Source organism: Glaciecola sp. KUL10, from assembly GCF_003203515.1.
Classification (GTDB): Bacteria; Pseudomonadota; Gammaproteobacteria; order Enterobacterales; family Alteromonadaceae; genus Glaciecola.
Genome location: NZ_BGNG01000001.1, coordinates 82,171 through 99,918, shown reverse-complemented (window position 1 = coordinate 99,918; position 17,748 = coordinate 82,171). Strand labels below are relative to the sequence as shown.

13 protein-coding genes are annotated in these 17,748 nt (G+C 41.1%); 6 read left to right on the top strand and 7 right to left on the bottom strand.

Annotated features, from left to right (window positions below; all coding sequences use genetic code 11):
* Positions 1 to 56 precede the first annotated feature (56 nt).
* Positions 57 to 602, top strand: a complete 546-nt coding sequence (locus KUL10_RS00470) for a glutathione peroxidase (RefSeq protein ID WP_110426950.1) — start codon at positions 57 to 59, stop codon at positions 600 to 602.
* A 132-nt stretch (positions 603 to 734) separates the two neighbouring features.
* Here the strand turns inward: KUL10_RS00470 and KUL10_RS00465 are convergent, their stop codons facing one another.
* Both KUL10_RS00465 and KUL10_RS00460 read right to left on the bottom strand, forming a co-directional pair.
* A complete protein-coding gene (locus tag KUL10_RS00465; RefSeq protein WP_110426949.1) occupies positions 735 to 1,340 on the bottom strand; it encodes an FMN-dependent NADH-azoreductase in 606 nt (201 codons plus the stop codon).
* A 140-nt stretch (positions 1,341 to 1,480) separates the two neighbouring features.
* Positions 1,481 to 2,734 (bottom strand): cystathionine gamma-synthase family protein, encoded by a 1,254-nt coding sequence (locus KUL10_RS00460; RefSeq protein ID WP_110426948.1) that lies wholly within the window; start codon positions 2,732 to 2,734, stop codon positions 1,481 to 1,483.
* Between the two features lie 221 nt (positions 2,735 to 2,955).
* Here KUL10_RS00460 and KUL10_RS00455 point away from each other — a divergent pair, with 221 nt between their 5' ends.
* The 3 genes from KUL10_RS00455 to KUL10_RS00445 all read left to right on the top strand — a co-directional run bounded on the left by KUL10_RS00455 (position 2,956) and on the right by KUL10_RS00445 (position 6,522).
* Positions 2,956 to 3,732: an NRDE family protein gene (locus tag KUL10_RS00455; RefSeq protein ID WP_110426947.1), complete on the top strand. Its 777-nt coding sequence runs from the start codon at positions 2,956 to 2,958 to the stop codon at positions 3,730 to 3,732.
* A 162-nt stretch (positions 3,733 to 3,894) separates the two neighbouring features.
* Positions 3,895 to 5,088 (top strand): amino acid aminotransferase, encoded by a 1,194-nt coding sequence (locus KUL10_RS00450; RefSeq protein ID WP_110426946.1) that lies wholly within the window; start codon positions 3,895 to 3,897, stop codon positions 5,086 to 5,088.
* Positions 5,089 to 5,391: 303 nt separating this feature from the next.
* Positions 5,392 to 6,522 carry a GGDEF domain-containing protein gene (locus KUL10_RS00445; RefSeq protein ID WP_110426945.1) on the top strand — a complete coding sequence of 377 codons (1,131 nt, stop codon included), beginning with the start codon at positions 5,392 to 5,394 and terminating at the stop codon, positions 6,520 to 6,522.
* 1 nt (position 6,523) lies between these two features.
* Here the strand turns inward: KUL10_RS00445 and KUL10_RS00440 are convergent, their stop codons facing one another.
* The 3 genes from KUL10_RS00440 to KUL10_RS00430 are packed head-to-tail and all read right to left on the bottom strand — an operon-like array spanning position 6,524 to position 9,561.
* Complete coding sequence (locus KUL10_RS00440; protein WP_110426944.1) at positions 6,524 to 6,967, bottom strand: YaiI/YqxD family protein; 444 nt, start codon at positions 6,965 to 6,967, stop codon at positions 6,524 to 6,526.
* Positions 6,967 to 7,728 carry an SDR family oxidoreductase gene (locus KUL10_RS00435; protein ID WP_110426943.1) on the bottom strand — a complete coding sequence of 254 codons (762 nt, stop codon included), beginning with the start codon at positions 7,726 to 7,728 and terminating at the stop codon, positions 6,967 to 6,969. The genes KUL10_RS00440 and KUL10_RS00435 overlap by 1 nt, the downstream gene beginning before the upstream one ends.
* A 33-nt stretch (positions 7,729 to 7,761) precedes the next feature.
* Positions 7,762 to 9,561, bottom strand: coding sequence for an acyl-CoA dehydrogenase (locus tag KUL10_RS00430; RefSeq protein ID WP_110426942.1), 1,800 nt, complete (start codon positions 9,559 to 9,561; stop codon positions 7,762 to 7,764).
* A 211-nt stretch (positions 9,562 to 9,772) separates the two neighbouring features.
* Here KUL10_RS00430 and KUL10_RS00425 point away from each other — a divergent pair, with 211 nt between their 5' ends.
* Both KUL10_RS00425 and KUL10_RS00420 read left to right on the top strand, forming a co-directional pair.
* Complete coding sequence (locus tag KUL10_RS00425) at positions 9,773 to 10,771, top strand: GlxA family transcriptional regulator (protein ID WP_110426941.1); 999 nt, start codon at positions 9,773 to 9,775, stop codon at positions 10,769 to 10,771.
* 170 nt (positions 10,772 to 10,941) lie between these two features.
* A complete protein-coding gene (locus tag KUL10_RS00420) occupies positions 10,942 to 13,206 on the top strand; it encodes a TonB-dependent receptor (protein ID WP_110426940.1) in 2,265 nt (754 codons plus the stop codon).
* Positions 13,207 to 13,327: 121 nt separating this feature from the next.
* Here KUL10_RS00420 and KUL10_RS00415 read toward each other — a convergent pair whose 3' ends face one another.
* The gene (locus KUL10_RS00415; RefSeq protein ID WP_110426939.1) at positions 13,328 to 16,486 is read right to left on the bottom strand and encodes an efflux RND transporter permease subunit; all 3,159 of its coding nucleotides are present in this window, start codon (positions 16,484 to 16,486) and stop codon (positions 13,328 to 13,330) included.
* 1 nt (position 16,487) lies between these two features.
* The gene (locus KUL10_RS00410) at positions 16,488 to 17,693 is read right to left on the bottom strand and encodes an efflux RND transporter periplasmic adaptor subunit (protein ID WP_110426938.1); all 1,206 of its coding nucleotides are present in this window, start codon (positions 17,691 to 17,693) and stop codon (positions 16,488 to 16,490) included.
* Between the last annotated feature and the right edge of the window lie 55 nt (positions 17,694 to 17,748).

The window sequence follows — 17,748 nt, the reverse complement described above, 5'->3', positions numbered from 1 at the left end:
ACCGTTATTATTAAGTTAATCAAAATGACCGCTATTAAAAGAGTAGGAAGCGACCGATGAAAAAATATGTATTGATGTTAAGTCTGCTTATCTCAGCTGCCAGTGCAACTGCTGCCGAGTGCCCTGAGTTGCTTAAACACATGAAACGAAAACTTAACTCTCAAGAAACCGTTAACATGTGTGAAGCATATAAAGGAAAGACAATACTGTTTGTTAACACCGCCAGTAAATGCGGTTTTACTCCGCAATTTGAGGGGCTTGAAAAACTATACTCCGAATACAAAGACGACGGATTTGTTGTGTTAGGCTTTCCATCAAATGACTTTAACCAAGAACATGGTGATGAGAGCAAAACGGCTGAAGTATGTGAACTGACCTATGGTGTGCAATTTCCTATGTTCGAGCCACTTTCTGTGAAGGGTGATAATGCTGATCCTTTGTATGCGAAGTTGGCAGAGAAAGCAGGCACTGCACCAAAGTGGAATTTCTACAAATATTTAGTAGATAAACATGGCGAAGTGGTCGAATCTTACGGGTCATTTACCAAACCTGATGACAAAGCGTTTGTAAATGATATTAAGACGGCACTTGCAATGGACTAGGCTTTCGATTGTATGCCTTTTGAACTTGTAAAAAAAAGCCCCGCAACAATGGCGGGGCTATAAGCACACTCAACTAGGAACACACTATTGGTCTACAATGCTCTACACGTAACCACTAGTAACAGATTAGTCCTACAATTTTTCAATTAGTTCCAAAAATTCCTCATTAATTTTTGAAAGAGCTGCTTTTGCTGATTCTTCGCCCATGGCTAAGCCCTCTGCATAGGTAACTTCCACATCTTTAATACCAATGAATCCAAGGAAATTTTTAACATATGGAGTTTGAGTGTCCATCGGCGTTCCTTGATAAGCTCCACCTCGCGCAAAGATAACAACTGCCTTTTTTCCCTCAATCAAACCAATAGGGCCATTTTCACTGTATGAAAATGTCACTCCCGCGCGCGCTAATCGGTCAAAAAACGCTTTTACTACAGATGGACTATCAAAGTTATACATTGGCAATGCCAACACGATTAAATCAGCCTGCTTGATACGCGAAATATACCCATCAGAAATCGAAGCCAAAGTAGCTTCTTGTTCATTTCGAGCTTCCTCATCAACTCCCCACGCGGCCATTTCTGACTGACTTAGATGAGGTAAATCTTCGTTTGCTAAATCAAGATTTTCAACAATATGCTCGTTTTTTGCATTTAGTTTTTCAATAAATTGTTTGGCTAACTTTACCGAGTTACCTGATGCACCATTTAAGCTAGCAGTTATTACTAATACGTTTTTCATAAATATCTCCAATAAACACTTTATTTTGATGTTTATCAGTATAAGTTCAGATTTTTAAAATAAAATCGCTAAAATTAGAGTAAAGCTTTCTATTTTTTAGAACATTAATCAGCAGGTGAACGCTTGAAAAAGCATGTTACTCATTGGAGAGACTGTTTTTTAAATGCCTGTGAAAAATCGTTTTGTAAGTCTTCTATATTTTCTATACCGACTGACAGCCTTATCAGAGACTCATCAATCCCCATTTTGATTCGCTCCTCTAGGCCATTTTCATAGAAAATCGTTGTGGCGACAGGTAAGGCTAAAGTGCGCGTATCACCCAAATGAGTTGCACTAATCACAAGCTCTAGATCGTTTAAAAATGTTCGCAGGTCGACCTTGTCTGCTAAAGTAAAACTAAGAATGCCGCCGCACATACCTGATGTGAATAATTCGGTTGCGCGTTGATGTTGAGGATGCTCAGGAAGCCCTGGGTAATGAACAGTTTTGACTTGCGGTAATGCTGACAAAAATTGTGCGAGGGCTAATGCATTGTTGCATGTTTTATGCAACCGCATGGTCATTGTTTCCAAACCAATAGCAACTTGAGCGGCCGCTTCTGGGGCAAGTGTTGCCCCCATGTCACGTAGGCCTCTTTTTTTAATTTGAGTAAGCCCCCATTGCGCGGTGTCGCTGACTTTGTAGTGTTCGCTTATATTTTGATATTCAGTCCAATCAAAGCTCCCCATATCAACCAAAACACCACCCAACACTGATCCATGCCCTGCAACATACTTGGTTAAAGAAGTGATCAGTAATGAGGCTTTTACCGAATTTGCATCCAATAAAGCACTGGGCGTCATCGTATTATCTAGCGCAAATATAATCCCATTGTGCTCACAAATGTTACCAATGGTCTTTAAATCAGCAACTTGAGTCACTGGATTGGCAATGCTTTCGCAAAACAAGAGTCTAGTATTTTTTTTAACAGCAGCTTGTATATGATCTGCACGACTGACATCAACAAAACTAATTTGAATACCAAAGCCTTTGAGTGTTTCCATAAAGCTGCGTGTGTTGCCAAACAAAAATTGACTCACAATGATGTGGTCACCTGTTCTAAGCAAAGAAAAGAACATGGCACTTATGGCTGCCATCCCCGTGGAAAAACAGACAGCACCCACACCGCCCTCTAAATCATTTAACACTGTTTGCAAGCTTACAACGGTTGAAGAGGAAGATCTTGAATAGACATGCCCCACCTTTTTACCTTGAAAAACTGCCTCTAAATCAGCCACATCATCAAATTCAAATAAAACTGAGTTGTTAGTTGATGAATGCACTGCGCCGTGTTCAGGTTTATTTAGTTTTCTATCGGCATGTACTAATTTGGTTTCAAAGGAAAGCTTTTTCACAAATGCAGGTCTCTATATATCAGTGTATTAAAACGTCGATTAGATAAAGGCAGACTAAGAATCAGATTTTTTGATTATTGAAATCGCCACTCGTCAAATTGACTTATGATTAGGATAATACCATAGTTGCTTGGATCGATTGCTCACTCAACTATAAAAAACTAACTTAAGTTATGCTTTTACAGCTATTTTTATTAATTAAAAAGGATGCTTGAACCTAGATGTGCATTTTGTTTATCGCAGTTAACCAACACCCCGACTACCCTCTAATCATTGCAGCTAATCGCGATGAATTTCACCAAAGGCCGACTGCAATTTCCGCATATTGGGATGATGCCCCTCAAATACTTGCCGGAAAAGATCTTCAAGCGGGTGGTACATGGATGGGTGTTAGTAAGTTAGGTAGAGTCGCCGCACTTACGAATATTAGAGCGCCAGGCAGAGAAGTTGACAATGCAATTACGCGTGGAAATTTAGTGTTAGACTGGCTAAAAGGTACGTGTGAACCAAGCGCATCTGAAAAGTCTTATCGACAAGAAATTGGTCAGCAAAGAGCGTTTTTTAATGGTTATAACCTCTTGTTCGGCCAACTTGATAACTTGTATGTCTACAATAATTTTGAAGATTCTTTTATTCACTTAGAAGATGGTGTCTTTGGTTTATCGAATGATAACTTAGACAGTCCTTGGCCTAAAATCATGAAAGGAAGAGATGCGCTAGCTAATGCTTGCAAAGAAACCGGCCCGCTGGATAAAAATAGGCTCTTCGACATTCTTGCTGACAAGGAAAAGGCAGATGACGCTACTCTGCCGCAAACGGGTGTTCCAATTGAATGGGAACGACAACTTTCATCAATTTTTATAAAAGGTGAAACTTATGGTACGCGTTCATCAACCCTACTTACGCTTGACCAACATCGAAATGTCAATTGGGAAGAGCGAGTTTTTAATTCATCTGGTGATAGAGAAAACAGTCAAATGTTTAGTTTCAATATTTGATGCTACTCTCTCCATTCTTTTTGATAAATGAATAATATTTCACTTAATTTGAATATATTTTCATAATTATAAATATTTTCGCTAAATTTACTCGAATTAAAAACTAAAACTGGCATAATGCGCGCTGAAAATCATTCTTTTGCTGTTATTTGAGGAAATACTGTGTTTGAACAACTACCTGCCATTGCTCCCGATCCTATCCTTGGTCTCTCTGCTGCCTTTAAACAGGATACTAATCCATCAAAAATCGACCTTGGTGTGGGTGTATATAAAGACGAAAACGGTAATACACCGATTTTAAAAGCGGTCGCTGAAGCTCAAAGTCGACTGCTAGCCTCAGAAACATCAAAAGTTTATATCACTCCTCAGGGTGTACAAGGTTTTATTGACGGCATGCTCGGGCTTATTTTGGGTCAGCAAAGTTCAGTGATTAAAGATGGCCGTGTTGCTGCTGTTCAAGCACCAGGCGGTTGTGGCGCATTGAGAATTTTAGCCGAATTGCTTAAGCGAACTAATGCTGACACAAAAGTCTGGGTAAGCGATCCAACATGGGCAAACCACATTCCATTAATCGGAAATGCCGGACTTGAGTTGGCTACATATCCATACTTTGACAAAGCTCAGGCAAGCATCAAATTTGACGAAATGATGGCGTGTATCAATACCGAAGTAAAAGCCGGTGATGTTGTATTACTTCACGGTTGCTGTCACAACCCAACAGGGGCTGATCTGACTAAAGAACAATGGCACGTAGTGAAAGACGCAGCACTAAAAATCGGCTTTATTCCGTTTATCGATGTTGCTTACCAAGGTTTTGGTGTTGGCTTGGAAGAAGACGCTTACGGCATCAGATTAATAGCTGAAAACGTACCAGAGTGTTTAATAGCAGCTTCATGTAGTAAGAATTTTGGGCTTTATCGCGAACGTGTTGGCCTAGCGGCTATTATCTCTAGCAATTCAGAAACAAAGCAAATTGTACAATCACAAATTCAGTCAGTCGCGCGTGGTATTTATTCAATGCCACCTTCATACGGCGGTGCACTAGTAGATATTATTTTAGCGGATACTTCATTGAATCAATTATGGCAGAGCGAAGTCACAGAAATGCGTGAGCGAATGATTCAACTCAGAGCTTTATTAGTCGACAATTTAGCAAAACAAAACGCGAGTAAAGACTTTAGTTTTGTGAATGACCAAAAAGGAATGTTCTCATACTTGTGTATTTCACCAGAACAGGTACAGAAACTGCGCAAGGAAAATAGCGTCTACTTTGTTGATTCTAGCAGAGTGAACATTGCAGGTATTAACCACAACAATGTAGAAACATTAGCGGCTGCCATAGCTGGCGTTCTATAAACATTTCATACTTCTTTTGTTGACGCAAAAAGGCTTCTTATTTAGAAGCCTTTTTTATCACCGTCTCACATCAAACTTTCAATAACTCCTACCATATACAACACTCACGAGCAACTCATAGGTATAGCTTTTTATAACATTATATTAACTAAAATATAGCAACTTTAAATACATGGTGTCATATTTCATCATGTAAAGATTTACACATGCCAATACGCGTTATCTTTGAAGCGAAATTGAGCATATTCTGTGTTGTGTATAAAAATTAAAAACCATATGTTTGCCAAATTTTATGGATAGTCCATGTTGAAGTTTATATCAGCCCTGTTAATTCGCAGCTTGAATATTGGGACGACTTCAGAGAAGCACTCTGAAGCAAACCAACAAATAGTCGTTGCAAATCTTTTTGCAATGATTGGGTATTCGATTACCTTTTTAATGGCATTGAGCGCATTTTTAAGGAGCGATACGCTGCTGGGGCTTTCTCTTCTTTGTGCAAGTGGATTATTCTTTTTTGCACATTGTATCAATGGTTTTCAGCACAGAACTAAACACCCAACCCACCGTATATCGGCCAACATTATTTTGTATTGTTTATTAATCTTAATGATTTACTTACTTTACACGGGCGGTCACAACAATACAGGACCACTTTGGGTATATATCGTCCCACCGGTCGTTTTTTTCTTTGGTGGGTTGAAAAGTGGCGCTATACAGCTTCTACTATTTGCGTTTTTAGTAGCCTTTATTTTGTTTGTTCCTGATACCCTGATTGGTGCAACACAATATGACAATGACTTTAAATCTCGTTTTTATTACTCATTTTTAACGGTAGCCTTACTGTTTGGATTTTATGAGTTTAGTCGGCATAAATCTATTGAACGCATTCAGTCACTAAGCGATCAATTCGAGCAGCAAGCAATGCATGACCCTCTCACCAACCTTCCAAATAGAAGAGGCATGAAAGAGTTTTTAGTTCATGAGTTTAATCGTTCAAAGCGAAGTGGTTTACCGATGAGTATTCTACTTTGCGATATTGATTACTTTAAAAAAATAAACGACCAACACGGTCACGACGCTGGAGACGTGGTATTGGTTGAATTATCGAAATTACTAACTACCAATCTAAGACAGCAAGATAAAATTGCTAGATGGGGAGGAGAGGAGTTTCTATTTTTACTGCCAGAAACGGATGGAAGAGAGGCATTTGCAATTGCCGAAAAAATTAGAGCCCTGGTTCAAGATGCCACATTTACCCATGAACATTCTGAAATCAAAACGACACTAAGCTTTGGCGTGAAGCAAGTTTCACTTGAAAGCACCATTGACTATTCAATCAATGTTGCCGATCAATACTTGTATCAAGCTAAGGGTATGGGAAGAAATATGACATTGCCTACTGTCGGTAATAAGTCTACATTATCCGTTGTGTAGGCTAACTTGAGGCCAACCACCGATCTAGTTGATTCGCAAAATTCATTTTATCTTTCGCACTAAAAGCTTTGGGTCCACCCGTATGCTCTCCACTCGCTCTAATGGTGTCCATAAAATCTCGCATAGTTAAGGTAGCTTTTATTGTATCCTTTTCGTACGCGTTTCCTTTGAAGCTAATCGCTGCAACATTTTTTTCAATCACTTCAGCGGCAAGCGGGATATCATTTGTCACGACTAAATCACCGGGCTGACATCGCACTACAATTTCATCGTCTGCGACATCAAAGCCACTTGATACGCGTAAGCTATTGATATGTTGGTTGGGTGGCACGGGAATATGCTGATTAGCAACCATTGTAACAGGTACTAAAGTACGCTGGCTTGCCTTGTAAATAATCTCTCTAACTACTACTGGACAAGCGTCCGCATCCACCCAAATATGCATTAAGCTAACATGCCTCCATCGACAACCACTGCTGCACCTGTTGTATAACTTGATGCATCAGAACATAAATATAATACAGTACCTGCCATTTCGTCAGGGTCTGCAACTCGCCCAAGTGGAATCACCTTAAGGGCATGCTTTAATATAGCATCGTTAGTCGTCAATGCCGAAGCAAACTTGGTATCGGTTAAGCCAGGAAGTAAAGCGTTCACTCTAATATTAAGCGGGCCACATTCTTTTGCGAATGATTTAGTCATGCTGATCACGGCTGCTTTTGTGATCGAGTAAATACCCTGCATATCACCTGGCGATACCCCGTTTACCGACGCAGTATTTAAAATCACTCCGCCGCCCTGCTCTTTCATCATCTTTCCAGCTTCAATCGACATAAAGAAATAGCCGCGTACATTCACGTCCACTGTTTTCTGATAAGCCGCGAGGTCAGTATCTAGAATATGACCAAAATAAGGGTTCGCTGCAGCGTTGTTCACCAAAATGTCAACTTTGCCGAATTCACTTTTAACATGTTCAAAAAGTGCCGTTATTTGTTCCATTTCACCCACGTGACATGCAAAAGCAGTGGCTTGATGGCCTGCTTCTCGAATGCTGCTCGCGACTGCTTCACATCCGTCAATCTTACGGCTAGATACAATCACATGTGCGCCTTTGCTCGCAAGTAGTCGAGCTATCGATTCACCGATCCCTCTACTCGCCCCCGTTACAACCGCTACTTTCCCAGTTAAATCAAACAAATCTTTCATTCTTTTTCCTTTTCAAAATTTCACGTGGTTGGACTAAAACCAATCTACGTCCATCGCACTACATACGTCGTTATCACTCATTAACAATTGAACATCACGTTTTACAGCAGGTAGCTCCCACTCTACAAAATACTTAGCGGCTTGAATTTTACCTTTGTAAAAAGCAGTTTCTTTTTCGGTTGTTGACTTTTGCAGTGCTTGCTCGGCAGCAGATGCTTGTCTGATCCAAATCCAGCTGACTACAATCTGGGCAAAGATATTCATCAATGCTTGCGCATTAGCGGTCAATGTCAGTTGTTTTTCTGATTGTAGGCTTGCACCCACATGTTGAAGCACCGTATGCAGTTCTGACAAATAGGGCTGAAGTGAAGCTACCAGTTTTTGGCTTTCAGGCAAACTCGCCTTTTTAAAGTCATCTAACATATGTTGTTGCAAGATTTTTAAGCCAGTACCGCCTTTTTGCCAAAGTTTTCTAAATGTAAGATCTAAGGCTTGTATACCGTTTGTGCCTTCATGAATAGGATTAAGCCTATTATCACGCCAAAACTGCTCTGCGTAGTACTCTCGGGTATAACCAGAGCCACCCAAGACTTGAATCCCTAAATCATTTGCTTTAGGACCAAATTCAGAAGGCCATGCCTTCAAGACAGGCGTGAGTAAATCAAGCATCTCTGATAATTGCGTCTTTTCTTCTTCAGATTCACAAGTATTGATACGGTCAATAAGATGCGAACCATATAAACACAAGGCCATCCCACCCTCTGCATATGATTTTTGCGCAAGTAGCATGCGCTTAACGTCACCATGTAAGGCGATCGGCGCGGCCGACTTGCCCTTATCATGAATTGGGTGACGCCCTTGGGTGCGCTCTTTTGCATATTCCAATGAGTATTGATAACCACGATAACCTATCATGGCTGCACCAAAACCAACACCGATTCTTGCTTCATTCATCATCATAAACATGTAGCGTAAACCAAAATGCGGTTCTCCAACTAAATAGCCATGACAATCATCGTTTTCACCAAACGTTAACGCTGTTGAAGTCGTACCGCGGTAACCTAATTTATGAATCAAACCGGCTAAGGTAACGTCGTTGCGTTGATCAGGCTGACCATTTTCGTCCAAACGATACTTAGGCACAACAAACAAGGAAATACCCTTAACGCCCTCGGGGCCGCCTGGTATTTTAGCCAGCACTAAATGCACAATATTCTTCGATAGTTCGTGTTCACCACCAGAAATATATAGTTTGCTACCTTTTAACCGATATGTACCGTCTTCTTGCGGATGAGCCGTTGTCGTAATATCTGCCAATGATGAACCTGCATGAGGCTCTGTTAAGGCCATGGTACCCGTAAACTCGCCCGTCAGCATTTTAGGCATAAACGCTTGTTTTAATGAATCACTGGCAAAGTGACAAATTACGTTTGCAGCTGCCGCTGTTAAGAATGGATACGAAGTGGTAGAAGGGTTTGCCGCCATAAAATAAGCAGCCGTGGCAGTCATTACAACTTCAGGGAGCTGCATGCCACCGTCGTCAAAATCGTAACGCCCAGCGATAAAGCCGGCATCGCAAAAAGCGTCAAATGCGACCTTAACTTCTGGCATCATTGATACTTTATGACCATCGAATGTAGGTTCATTTTTATCAGCCAAATGATTATGAGGCAAAAACAAATCAGTCGCGATGCTATCCGCAGTTTCTAAAATAGCGTCAAAGGTTTCTTTGTTGTGTTCGCTAAAACGTGGTTTATCACACAAGGCTTCAGTATCTAAAACCTGGTAGAGCTGAAAATCCATTTCCATTTTATCGACTAGTGGTGAAGACATAGATTCACTCCGTATTTATGATGAGTATAATTTCGGGTTAGTTATCAAACTAAATAGCGCATTAAAATTATAGCGTTTAATATTTACATTATTTTAACGTAGTAAAGACCAACTCAAGATTGTCATATTTGACACTTGTTTGTCCATTTGCGACACGCATTAATGTTCTTTATACTCTTTAATTAATCAATATCACTAAGTCTTTTACCCAGTGAATAAAACCGACCCAATATCAGTTGTTATTCTAGCCTTTGACGGTGCACTTGCCTCTGCGATAACCGGTGCAGCTGATTTATTTTCATTGTCGGGTGTCTCATGGCAAAGGTTTCATAAACAAGCTATTCAACCTAGTTTTCATGTGCAAATTTGCAGTTCAAATGGCCAAGATGTGCAGTGTATTAATCAAATCAAGTTGAGTGAAAATCGAGACATCAACACTATCGAGAAATGTGATCTCTTGCTTATCCCTACAATAGGTGCTGATATTGATAAAACGATTAAGCAAAACCTAAATTTACTACCTCACATTACAAGACTAAGAAACCAAGGCGCCGAAATTGCCAGTAATTGCAGCGGTGCGTTCTTCCTGGCTGAAACCGGCTTACTTGATAACAAAGAAGCAACTACCCACTGGGGATATACTGATGTTTTTCAGACGCGTTATCCCAAGGTAAAATTACAAACAAATAAAATGATTACTCAATCAGAAGGTGTTTTTTGCGCAGGTGGTGGCATGGCTTGGTACGACCTTGCTCTGCTTTTAATTGAGCGCTACGTGTCGCGGCAAATGGCTCAAGAAACAGCAAAGTCACACTTAATCGATATGCAGCGAGGCAACCAAAGTGTCTATGCTAATCTGCGCCAACTCCGCCAGCATAAAGATGAAATAATATTATCCGCGCAGCAATATATCGAAACACACTACCATGAAGCTATCAGCGTATTGAACGTAGCAACTCATTTTCATTTATCCACTAGAACGCTTATCCGTCGATTTAAAAAAAATGTGGGAATAACGCCCATTGAATATATACAACGAGTGCGTCTTGAACAGGCAAAACGGATTTTAGAATCTGAACGAATTAATGTGTCAGTTGTTGCTCAAAAAGTGGGTTACGAAGATATCTCTTCGTTTAGTCGGATATTTAAACGCTCAACGGGGCTTTCACCCGCTCAGTACAAACTCAAATTTGCTAAACCCCTGTCATAAAACTGACACCAATAGTCACATACTTTCATTTTCTGCTATACTTCTCGCGCGAAAGTTAACGTGGCGTCAAGCGAATAAGTCCTAAACACATTTACACTTATTTTATTGGCGTCTTCTTATCAGTTTATCACGCTGATAGGCCGTTTTTATTCTCTCAATTGGACACAATAATGAATCGATTTAAGATCGCAACGCTAGCCCTCAGTATCTCAACTGCTTTGGCAAGTACGCAAACCATTGCTCAAGAAGCAACAGAAGCACAACTTGAACAGATCACGGTAACTGCAACCAAACGTACTCAATCCATCCAAGACGTTCCTATTTCTATCGCAACCTTAAACGGTGAGCGTTTTGAAAGCCTGTTTGCTGGTGGTGAAGATATTCTCGCCCTAGCCGTTCGCGTACCTGGGCTTTATGCCGAATCATCAAACGGTCGTGTTGCACCGCGTTTTTATATTCGCGGCTTAGGTAATACAGACTTTGATCTAGCTGCATCACAACCAGTTTCTATCATCATGGATGAAGTCGTGATGGAAAACGTTGTACTTAAGTCTTTCCCGCTGTTTGATATCGAACAGGTCGAGGTCATCCGTGGTCCACAAGGCACATTATTCGGACGCAACACTACGGCGGGTATCGTTAAGTTTGACTCAGTCAAACCTTCAGAAGATTTTGATGCTTACGCAAAGGTAGGGTTTGGTAGTTTTGGTACATTTAACGTTGGGGGCGCTGTAGGTGGCGAGTTAGCTGACAATCTAAGCGGGCGTTTTTCAGTCTTGTCACAAACCCGCGACGATTATATAGACAATGCGATTTCTGGTGAAGATGACGTGATTGGTGGCTATGATGAATTAGCATGGAGAGGTCAGTTACTATACTCACCATCAGCAGATTTAGACGTTTTGCTCAACGTGCATGGTCGTGATTTAGAAGGTACTGCGTCTATATTTAGAGCGAATGTATTTACACAAGGCTCTAATAATTTAAATGAAAACTACGATCGTGAAACCGTTTATTATGATGCAGATTTATTGGGTAATGGTTTTGATAACAACCCACAAGAATATGAAAACTTTGGCGCATCTGTAAAAATCGATTACGACATGGGTGATATCAGCTTTACGTCTATTACTGCAATGGAAACAGCGGAAGGCTTTTCTCTTGGTGACGTAGATGGCGGTTCAGGTAGCGGTGATACTTCATTCCCTGGTTTCATTCCATTTACTGCGGTCACGCAAGATTTGCTTAATGATTTAGAGCAAGTTACTCAAGAAATTCGCTTCGCGAGTAACACCGATGATGCGCTTCAGTGGCAAGCTGGCGCGTTTTACTTTGACTCTTCTTTTAACGTTACAAGCGTAGATGGATTTTTCGGTGCAACGACTGTTTTTCATGAAAACACGACTTGGGCTGTATTTGGTCAATCTACCTATCAAGTCAATGATGCGTTAAGTATCACCGGTGGTATTCGCTATACTCATGATGAGAAGTCACTATTTATTGGCGACCAAAACGTTGACGGGTTCGCCTTGGTGATTGGTGCCGCATCTATCCAAGACTATGATGACATCAATGTTGATGACGGTCAGGTTAGCTTAGAAGGTAGCCTAAACTACAAGCTTAATGAAAATACTTCACTATTTGCACGCTATTCAAATGGCTTTAGAGCGCAAAGTATTCAAGGACGTGACGTTGCCTTTGAAGGAGCGCCTTCAGTGGCAGACGCAGAAACCATTAATTCGTTTGAAATTGGTGCTAAATCTGACTTACTTGATAATAGCTTAAGACTCAATGCTGCAATCTTCATGTACACAGTCGACGATATTCAACTGTCAGCAATTGGCGGCGGTGCAAACAATACTGCACTAATAAATGCTGATAGAGGCGAAGCTTATGGCTTTGAAATTGACGCTACTTATGTCGTTAATGAAAACTTAGTAGTGACAGCAGGTTATAGCTATAACCATACTGAGCTTAAAGATGATAGTTTAACGGTTCGTCCTTGTGGTGCTAACCCAGACTTCGGTGCGTTGGGCAACTGTACGGTATTAGACCCTCGCGGCCCTAACGGATTTGACGCAGTGATTGACGGCAACCCGTTTCCACAGGCACCTGAGACTATCTTTAACTTTACAGCACGTTATACGATACCAGCGGGTGATAGCGGTGAATTCTTCGCATTCACTGATTGGGCATTCCAAGGTAAAACTAACTTATTCTTATACGAATCTGTTGAATTTCAAACCGATGACAATGTTGAAGGTGGTTTAAGACTCGGTTATGAAAACTACGATCACAACTACACGGTTGCTTTATTTGGTCGCAACATTACCGATGAAGACAACGTGAAAGGTGCAATCGACTTTAACAACCTAACGGGTATCGTTAATGAACCTCGCGTATTTGGAATTGAATTTAAGAAGTCATTTTTCTAGAAATTAACTTTTGAAATTAGTCTAAGAAACAAATGCACGATAAAAAAGCACCTAACGGTGCTTTTTTTATGTCTACTCATGAGTATCTAAAAAACGCTATGCTTTGCGCATGAACCTTGGGTTACACATTTTGCTCATGAAGCTCAATATCCGTATCAGTAGGCTTAGTTTTCTTGCGCTTAAACAGCCCTTTAATGTCATTCAGAATTAAGTAAAGAGACGGCACAAGAAGCAAGGTAATCACGGTCGCAAACAGAATGCCAAAAGCAAGTGATATCGCCATTGGAATAACGACTTGTGCTTGCAAGCTTCTTTCAAACACGATGGGCATCAACCCCATAAAAGTAGTTAAAGAAGTCAGTATGATTGCTCTGAAACGCTCACTACCAGAGCGCACAACTGACTCAATCAAGCTTAAACCTTCTTTGCGCGCCTTGTTAACAAAGTCCACCATAATTAATGAGTCGTTAACGACAACACCGGCCAATGCAATAATCCCACATATCGAAAGTACGCTTACCGCCTGCCCCAATACCAAATGCCCGAAAATAGCGCCTACCAAACCAAATGGAATTACCGACATAATAATAATCGGTTGAGAGTAAGACTGTAATGGAATTGCCATTAATGCATAAATCACGAGCATCGCAAACAAGAAACCAAAGGCCAGAGAAACAAGTGCATCACCCTCTTCTTGCGAACTTCCTACCAATCTTGATTGAACATCTGGATAACGCTCAAGCATTTCAGGGATCACACTGGTGGTCACGTCAATCATTAAATCTCGCAAATCAACTTCATCCGAGTTTACTTTTGCAACTACCGAAACAGCTCTGCTGTAATCAACGCGCGTAATCGTGCTGTAACCCTTGGCTAATTCAATATCTGCCACTTCGCTAAATGGAATGTCGTCGCCATTGGGTGCACGAACTCTCATATTTTCTAAGTTAGCAATGGAGTTACGTTCCTCTTGAGGGTATCTCACCATGACTTTAACTTCTTCGTCATCACGTTGAAGACGCTGAGCCTCAGCTCCGTAAAAGCCAAAACGTACCTGTTGTGCAAGTTGCGATAAATCAAGCCCAAGTACTTCTGCGCTAGGTTTAATATTCAGTCTAATTTCGTCGCTGCCCTCACTGAACGAGTCAGTGACTTCATTGATACCATTGTAGCCATTTAAATAAGACCGCATTTCTTGCGAAACTGCGCGCAATTGGTCCACATTGTTTGAACGAAACTCAAAACTTAGATCATTTCCACCTGGACCGCCGCCTGCAGCACCAATTTCAAAGTTTTTAACACCTGGCACTTCTGGTAAATAACTGCGCCAGATCTCTTGCATTTGACTATCGGTAACGGTTCTATCTTCGCCTTTGGTCAATTCCAAAAAGACTTGTCCCGCATTGGTGCCTTGATCAAACGCAAGGTAATGCTTAACTGCCTTCTCGCCATATTCTTCTTCAACCTGCTTTTCCATTTGCTTCATGGAGGTCAACAATATTTGTATTGCTTCATCACGCTGTTGAAGAGATGAGCCAGGCTCCAACTCAACACTTGCGATCATGAAGTCAGATGGAATAGTTGGAAAAAACTGCCATTTAACTAAACCACTTCCAAACAAACCAGCGGTCAAAAACAATAATCCAATGAAACTCGCTAGCGTGGTGTACCGATACTCGATGGCTTTTTTCAAAAACGGAACATATCTGTTTTTAATAAATGTTTTGATACCAATACTAAAGATGTCTCTAAATTTTTGAAACGCATTAGCTTTAGCAGGATCGTAGGGTTTGAGTTTCATATTCGCTAGGTGAGCAGGTAATATTAGCTTTGATTCAATCAACGAGAAAACCAAACACAAAATAACCACTAACCCAATGGTTTTCCAGATAACGCCAAAGGTCCCAGTAACCATCAACATAGGCGAAAACGCCGCTATGGTAGTCAAGACACCAAAGGTAGCCGGCATAGCTACTTTCTTAACGCCACGTATCACGTTGTCGATACTATGCCCTTTTTTGTCTATTTCGGAATAGGCGGACTCACCCATGATAATCGCGTCGTCAACCACTATCCCCAATACCAAAATAAAGCCAAATAGCGACAACATATTAATCGATACCGCGAAGTACTCCATTGGCATTAGCATCAGCGTACCTAAGAAACAAACAGGTAATCCAACAATCACCCACATCGCCACTTTGACTCTGAGGAATAAAGATAAGACGATAAATACAAGTAACGCCCCTGCTCCCATGTTTTTCAGCATCATGCTTAAGCGATCGGCCAAATAGAATGAGCTATCACCCCATGAGTCAGCGCTTAAATTAGCCGGCATAGTTTTACGCTTATCTTCTAAATAACGATTGACCGTTTTAGAAATATCCAGTGCGTTTTGATCGCCCACTGCACGCACACGAATGCTCATGGCAGGCTTACCATCAAATAGCGAAAATTGATTATCTTCTACAAAACCATCTTCAATTTCTGCAATGTCACCCAGTAATAAGCGGGTGCCGTCTTCTCGAGTCAACAAGACTATTTTTGCAAACTCCCAAGCCGTGTATGCTTGGCCATTGGCTCGCAAAAGAATATCGCCATTTTCAGAACGAATCGAACCTCCCGGGATATCTATTGAAGAAGCTCTGACCGCGTTAACCAATTGGTTAAACGTTAAATCATATTCTTGTAAGCGTTGCTCGGATATTTCGATAGAGATTTCATAATCGCGATCACCAAAAACCGTAACATCTGAAACACCTGGTAAGTTTGCAATCTCATCTCGTACCGCATTTGAATATTCTTTTAACTCGCGCTCGGTAGTATCACCATAAACAGACACCCACATCACATCCTGAGGGAACTTAACGCGATAAACGACAGGCTTTTCTGTATTAGCAGGTAAGGACGGAATGGCATCCACCTGCACTTTCACTTCATCAAGCAGGGTTTGCGTATCGTATCCGTCTTCTACCTCTATACTCACACTGCCCATACCTTCGCGAGCCGTGGTGGTAATTTTTTTAATACCTTCAAGGTTTTTGATTGCTTCTTCTAGCTTGAGCAACACACCTTGTTCCACCTCTTGAGGTGCTGCTCCCAAATAAGGCACTTGAATTGAAATTGCGTTGATCGTAATGGCAGGAAAGACCTGTTTTTGAATCTTAAATATACCATTGATACCGCCTAAAATAATCAGCACCATCAATAAGTTTGCCGCAACGCTATTACGCGTAAACCACGCAATAAGGCCTTTTTTTGTATCGATATGGGCACTCATACTAATTAACCTCTGTTAATGCAGTATCTTCTTCAGATGCTGTGGGTAATTTGTTGTCTTCCAAAAATCTCACTGGCATGCCTTGGTAAGGATTCGGTACTGCACTCATCACCACTTTTTCATCTCTTGGCAAACCATTTTTGACGTAGATAAAGTTTTCGTCTGCTTTTAATACTTCAACATCGTTAATTTTGATTTTCATATCTGAATCAACGGTCAAAATGGTGTTATCCAAGCGCAACACATTACGCGGCAAAGTCACGATATTATCTACCGCGATACCAGTGACTTCAGCACTGACAAAACGTCCAAAACGCAGAGGTACACCTTTGTTAGAAACTGTTGTGTCTACATTTCGTTGATAGGGGTCGTTTATCTCAACAACGCCATAAATCACGCGACTACGACCATCAAGCACCGCTTCATCTCTCACTAGCTTTCCCAACCATCTGATGTCTTCACCTGCCACATCGGCTTTCAAAACAACGTCAGCTTGTTGATTGCGAATGTCATTTAAAAAAGCAACATCATCGTCTGTTAAGGGAAGGCGAATTTGAGCAACATCAGTTGAGAATATCTCGCCGACTTGCCCACCCATCCCAAGAAACTGACCTAAATCTACGTTGCGGGATTTTACAAGCCCGTCATATGGTGCCCTAATTTTGGTGCGTTCAAGATTTCGCTTGGCTCTTTGAAGGCCTGCTTTTGCAGCTTTCAGATTAGCTTGCTCTCTTGCCAACTGCGGTTTACGCAACCCTAATTCGGGGGCGATTCCAGTATTTACCGAGCGCCATTCTTGTTCAGCAACGCGGCCTCGTGCAATTTCCTCATCTAAAGCGGCTTGAACTCTAGCTAACTCAGCTTCCGCAAGTAATAAGTCAGTTTGATAATCATCAGCTTCAAGCTCGACTAAAATATCACCTTTGTTAAAAAAGCCACCTTCAATAAAGTTATCGGCGATCGAAATAACCCGACCACTGACTTGTGCGCTTAGCATCGTTTGATTTTTGGGTTCAACGCTACCTTGCGAATAGACGAAAAAATCGACCGTACCAAATTGAATATCTTTCGCATCAACCAAAAAATCCTTGGTCTCAACCTCTTCCTTTACGGGCTTTTCCTTCATGCTAATTAAGCCGATCATCACAATAATTGCAACAATGACGATAATGAACGGTGCGCCTACTTTTTTTATTGACTTGCCCATTGGTAACCTTTTGGTGAATAACGATATTTTCCACTTACTATTGTACGCAAAATAT

Coding starts and splice junctions, on each gene's coding strand:
- KUL10_RS00470 (WP_110426950.1), top strand. CDS start 57: ATGAAAAAATATGTATTGATGTTAAGTCTGCTTATCTCAGCTGCCAGT.
- KUL10_RS00465 (WP_110426949.1), bottom strand. CDS start 1,340: ATGAAAAACGTATTAGTAATAACTGCTAGCTTAAATGGTGCATCAGGT.
- KUL10_RS00455 (WP_110426947.1), top strand. CDS start 2,956: ATGTGCATTTTGTTTATCGCAGTTAACCAACACCCCGACTACCCTCTA.
- KUL10_RS00445 (WP_110426945.1), top strand. CDS start 5,392: ATGTTGAAGTTTATATCAGCCCTGTTAATTCGCAGCTTGAATATTGGG.
- KUL10_RS00440 (WP_110426944.1), bottom strand. CDS start 6,967: ATGCATATTTGGGTGGATGCGGACGCTTGTCCAGTAGTAGTTAGAGAG.
- KUL10_RS00435 (WP_110426943.1), bottom strand. CDS start 7,728: ATGAAAGATTTGTTTGATTTAACTGGGAAAGTAGCGGTTGTAACGGGG.
- KUL10_RS00430 (WP_110426942.1), bottom strand. CDS start 9,561: ATGTCTTCACCACTAGTCGATAAAATGGAAATGGATTTTCAGCTCTAC.
- KUL10_RS00420 (WP_110426940.1), top strand. CDS start 10,942: ATGAATCGATTTAAGATCGCAACGCTAGCCCTCAGTATCTCAACTGCT.
- KUL10_RS00415 (WP_110426939.1), bottom strand. CDS start 16,486: ATGAGTGCCCATATCGATACAAAAAAAGGCCTTATTGCGTGGTTTACG.
- KUL10_RS00410 (WP_110426938.1), bottom strand. CDS start 17,693: ATGGGCAAGTCAATAAAAAAAGTAGGCGCACCGTTCATTATCGTCATT.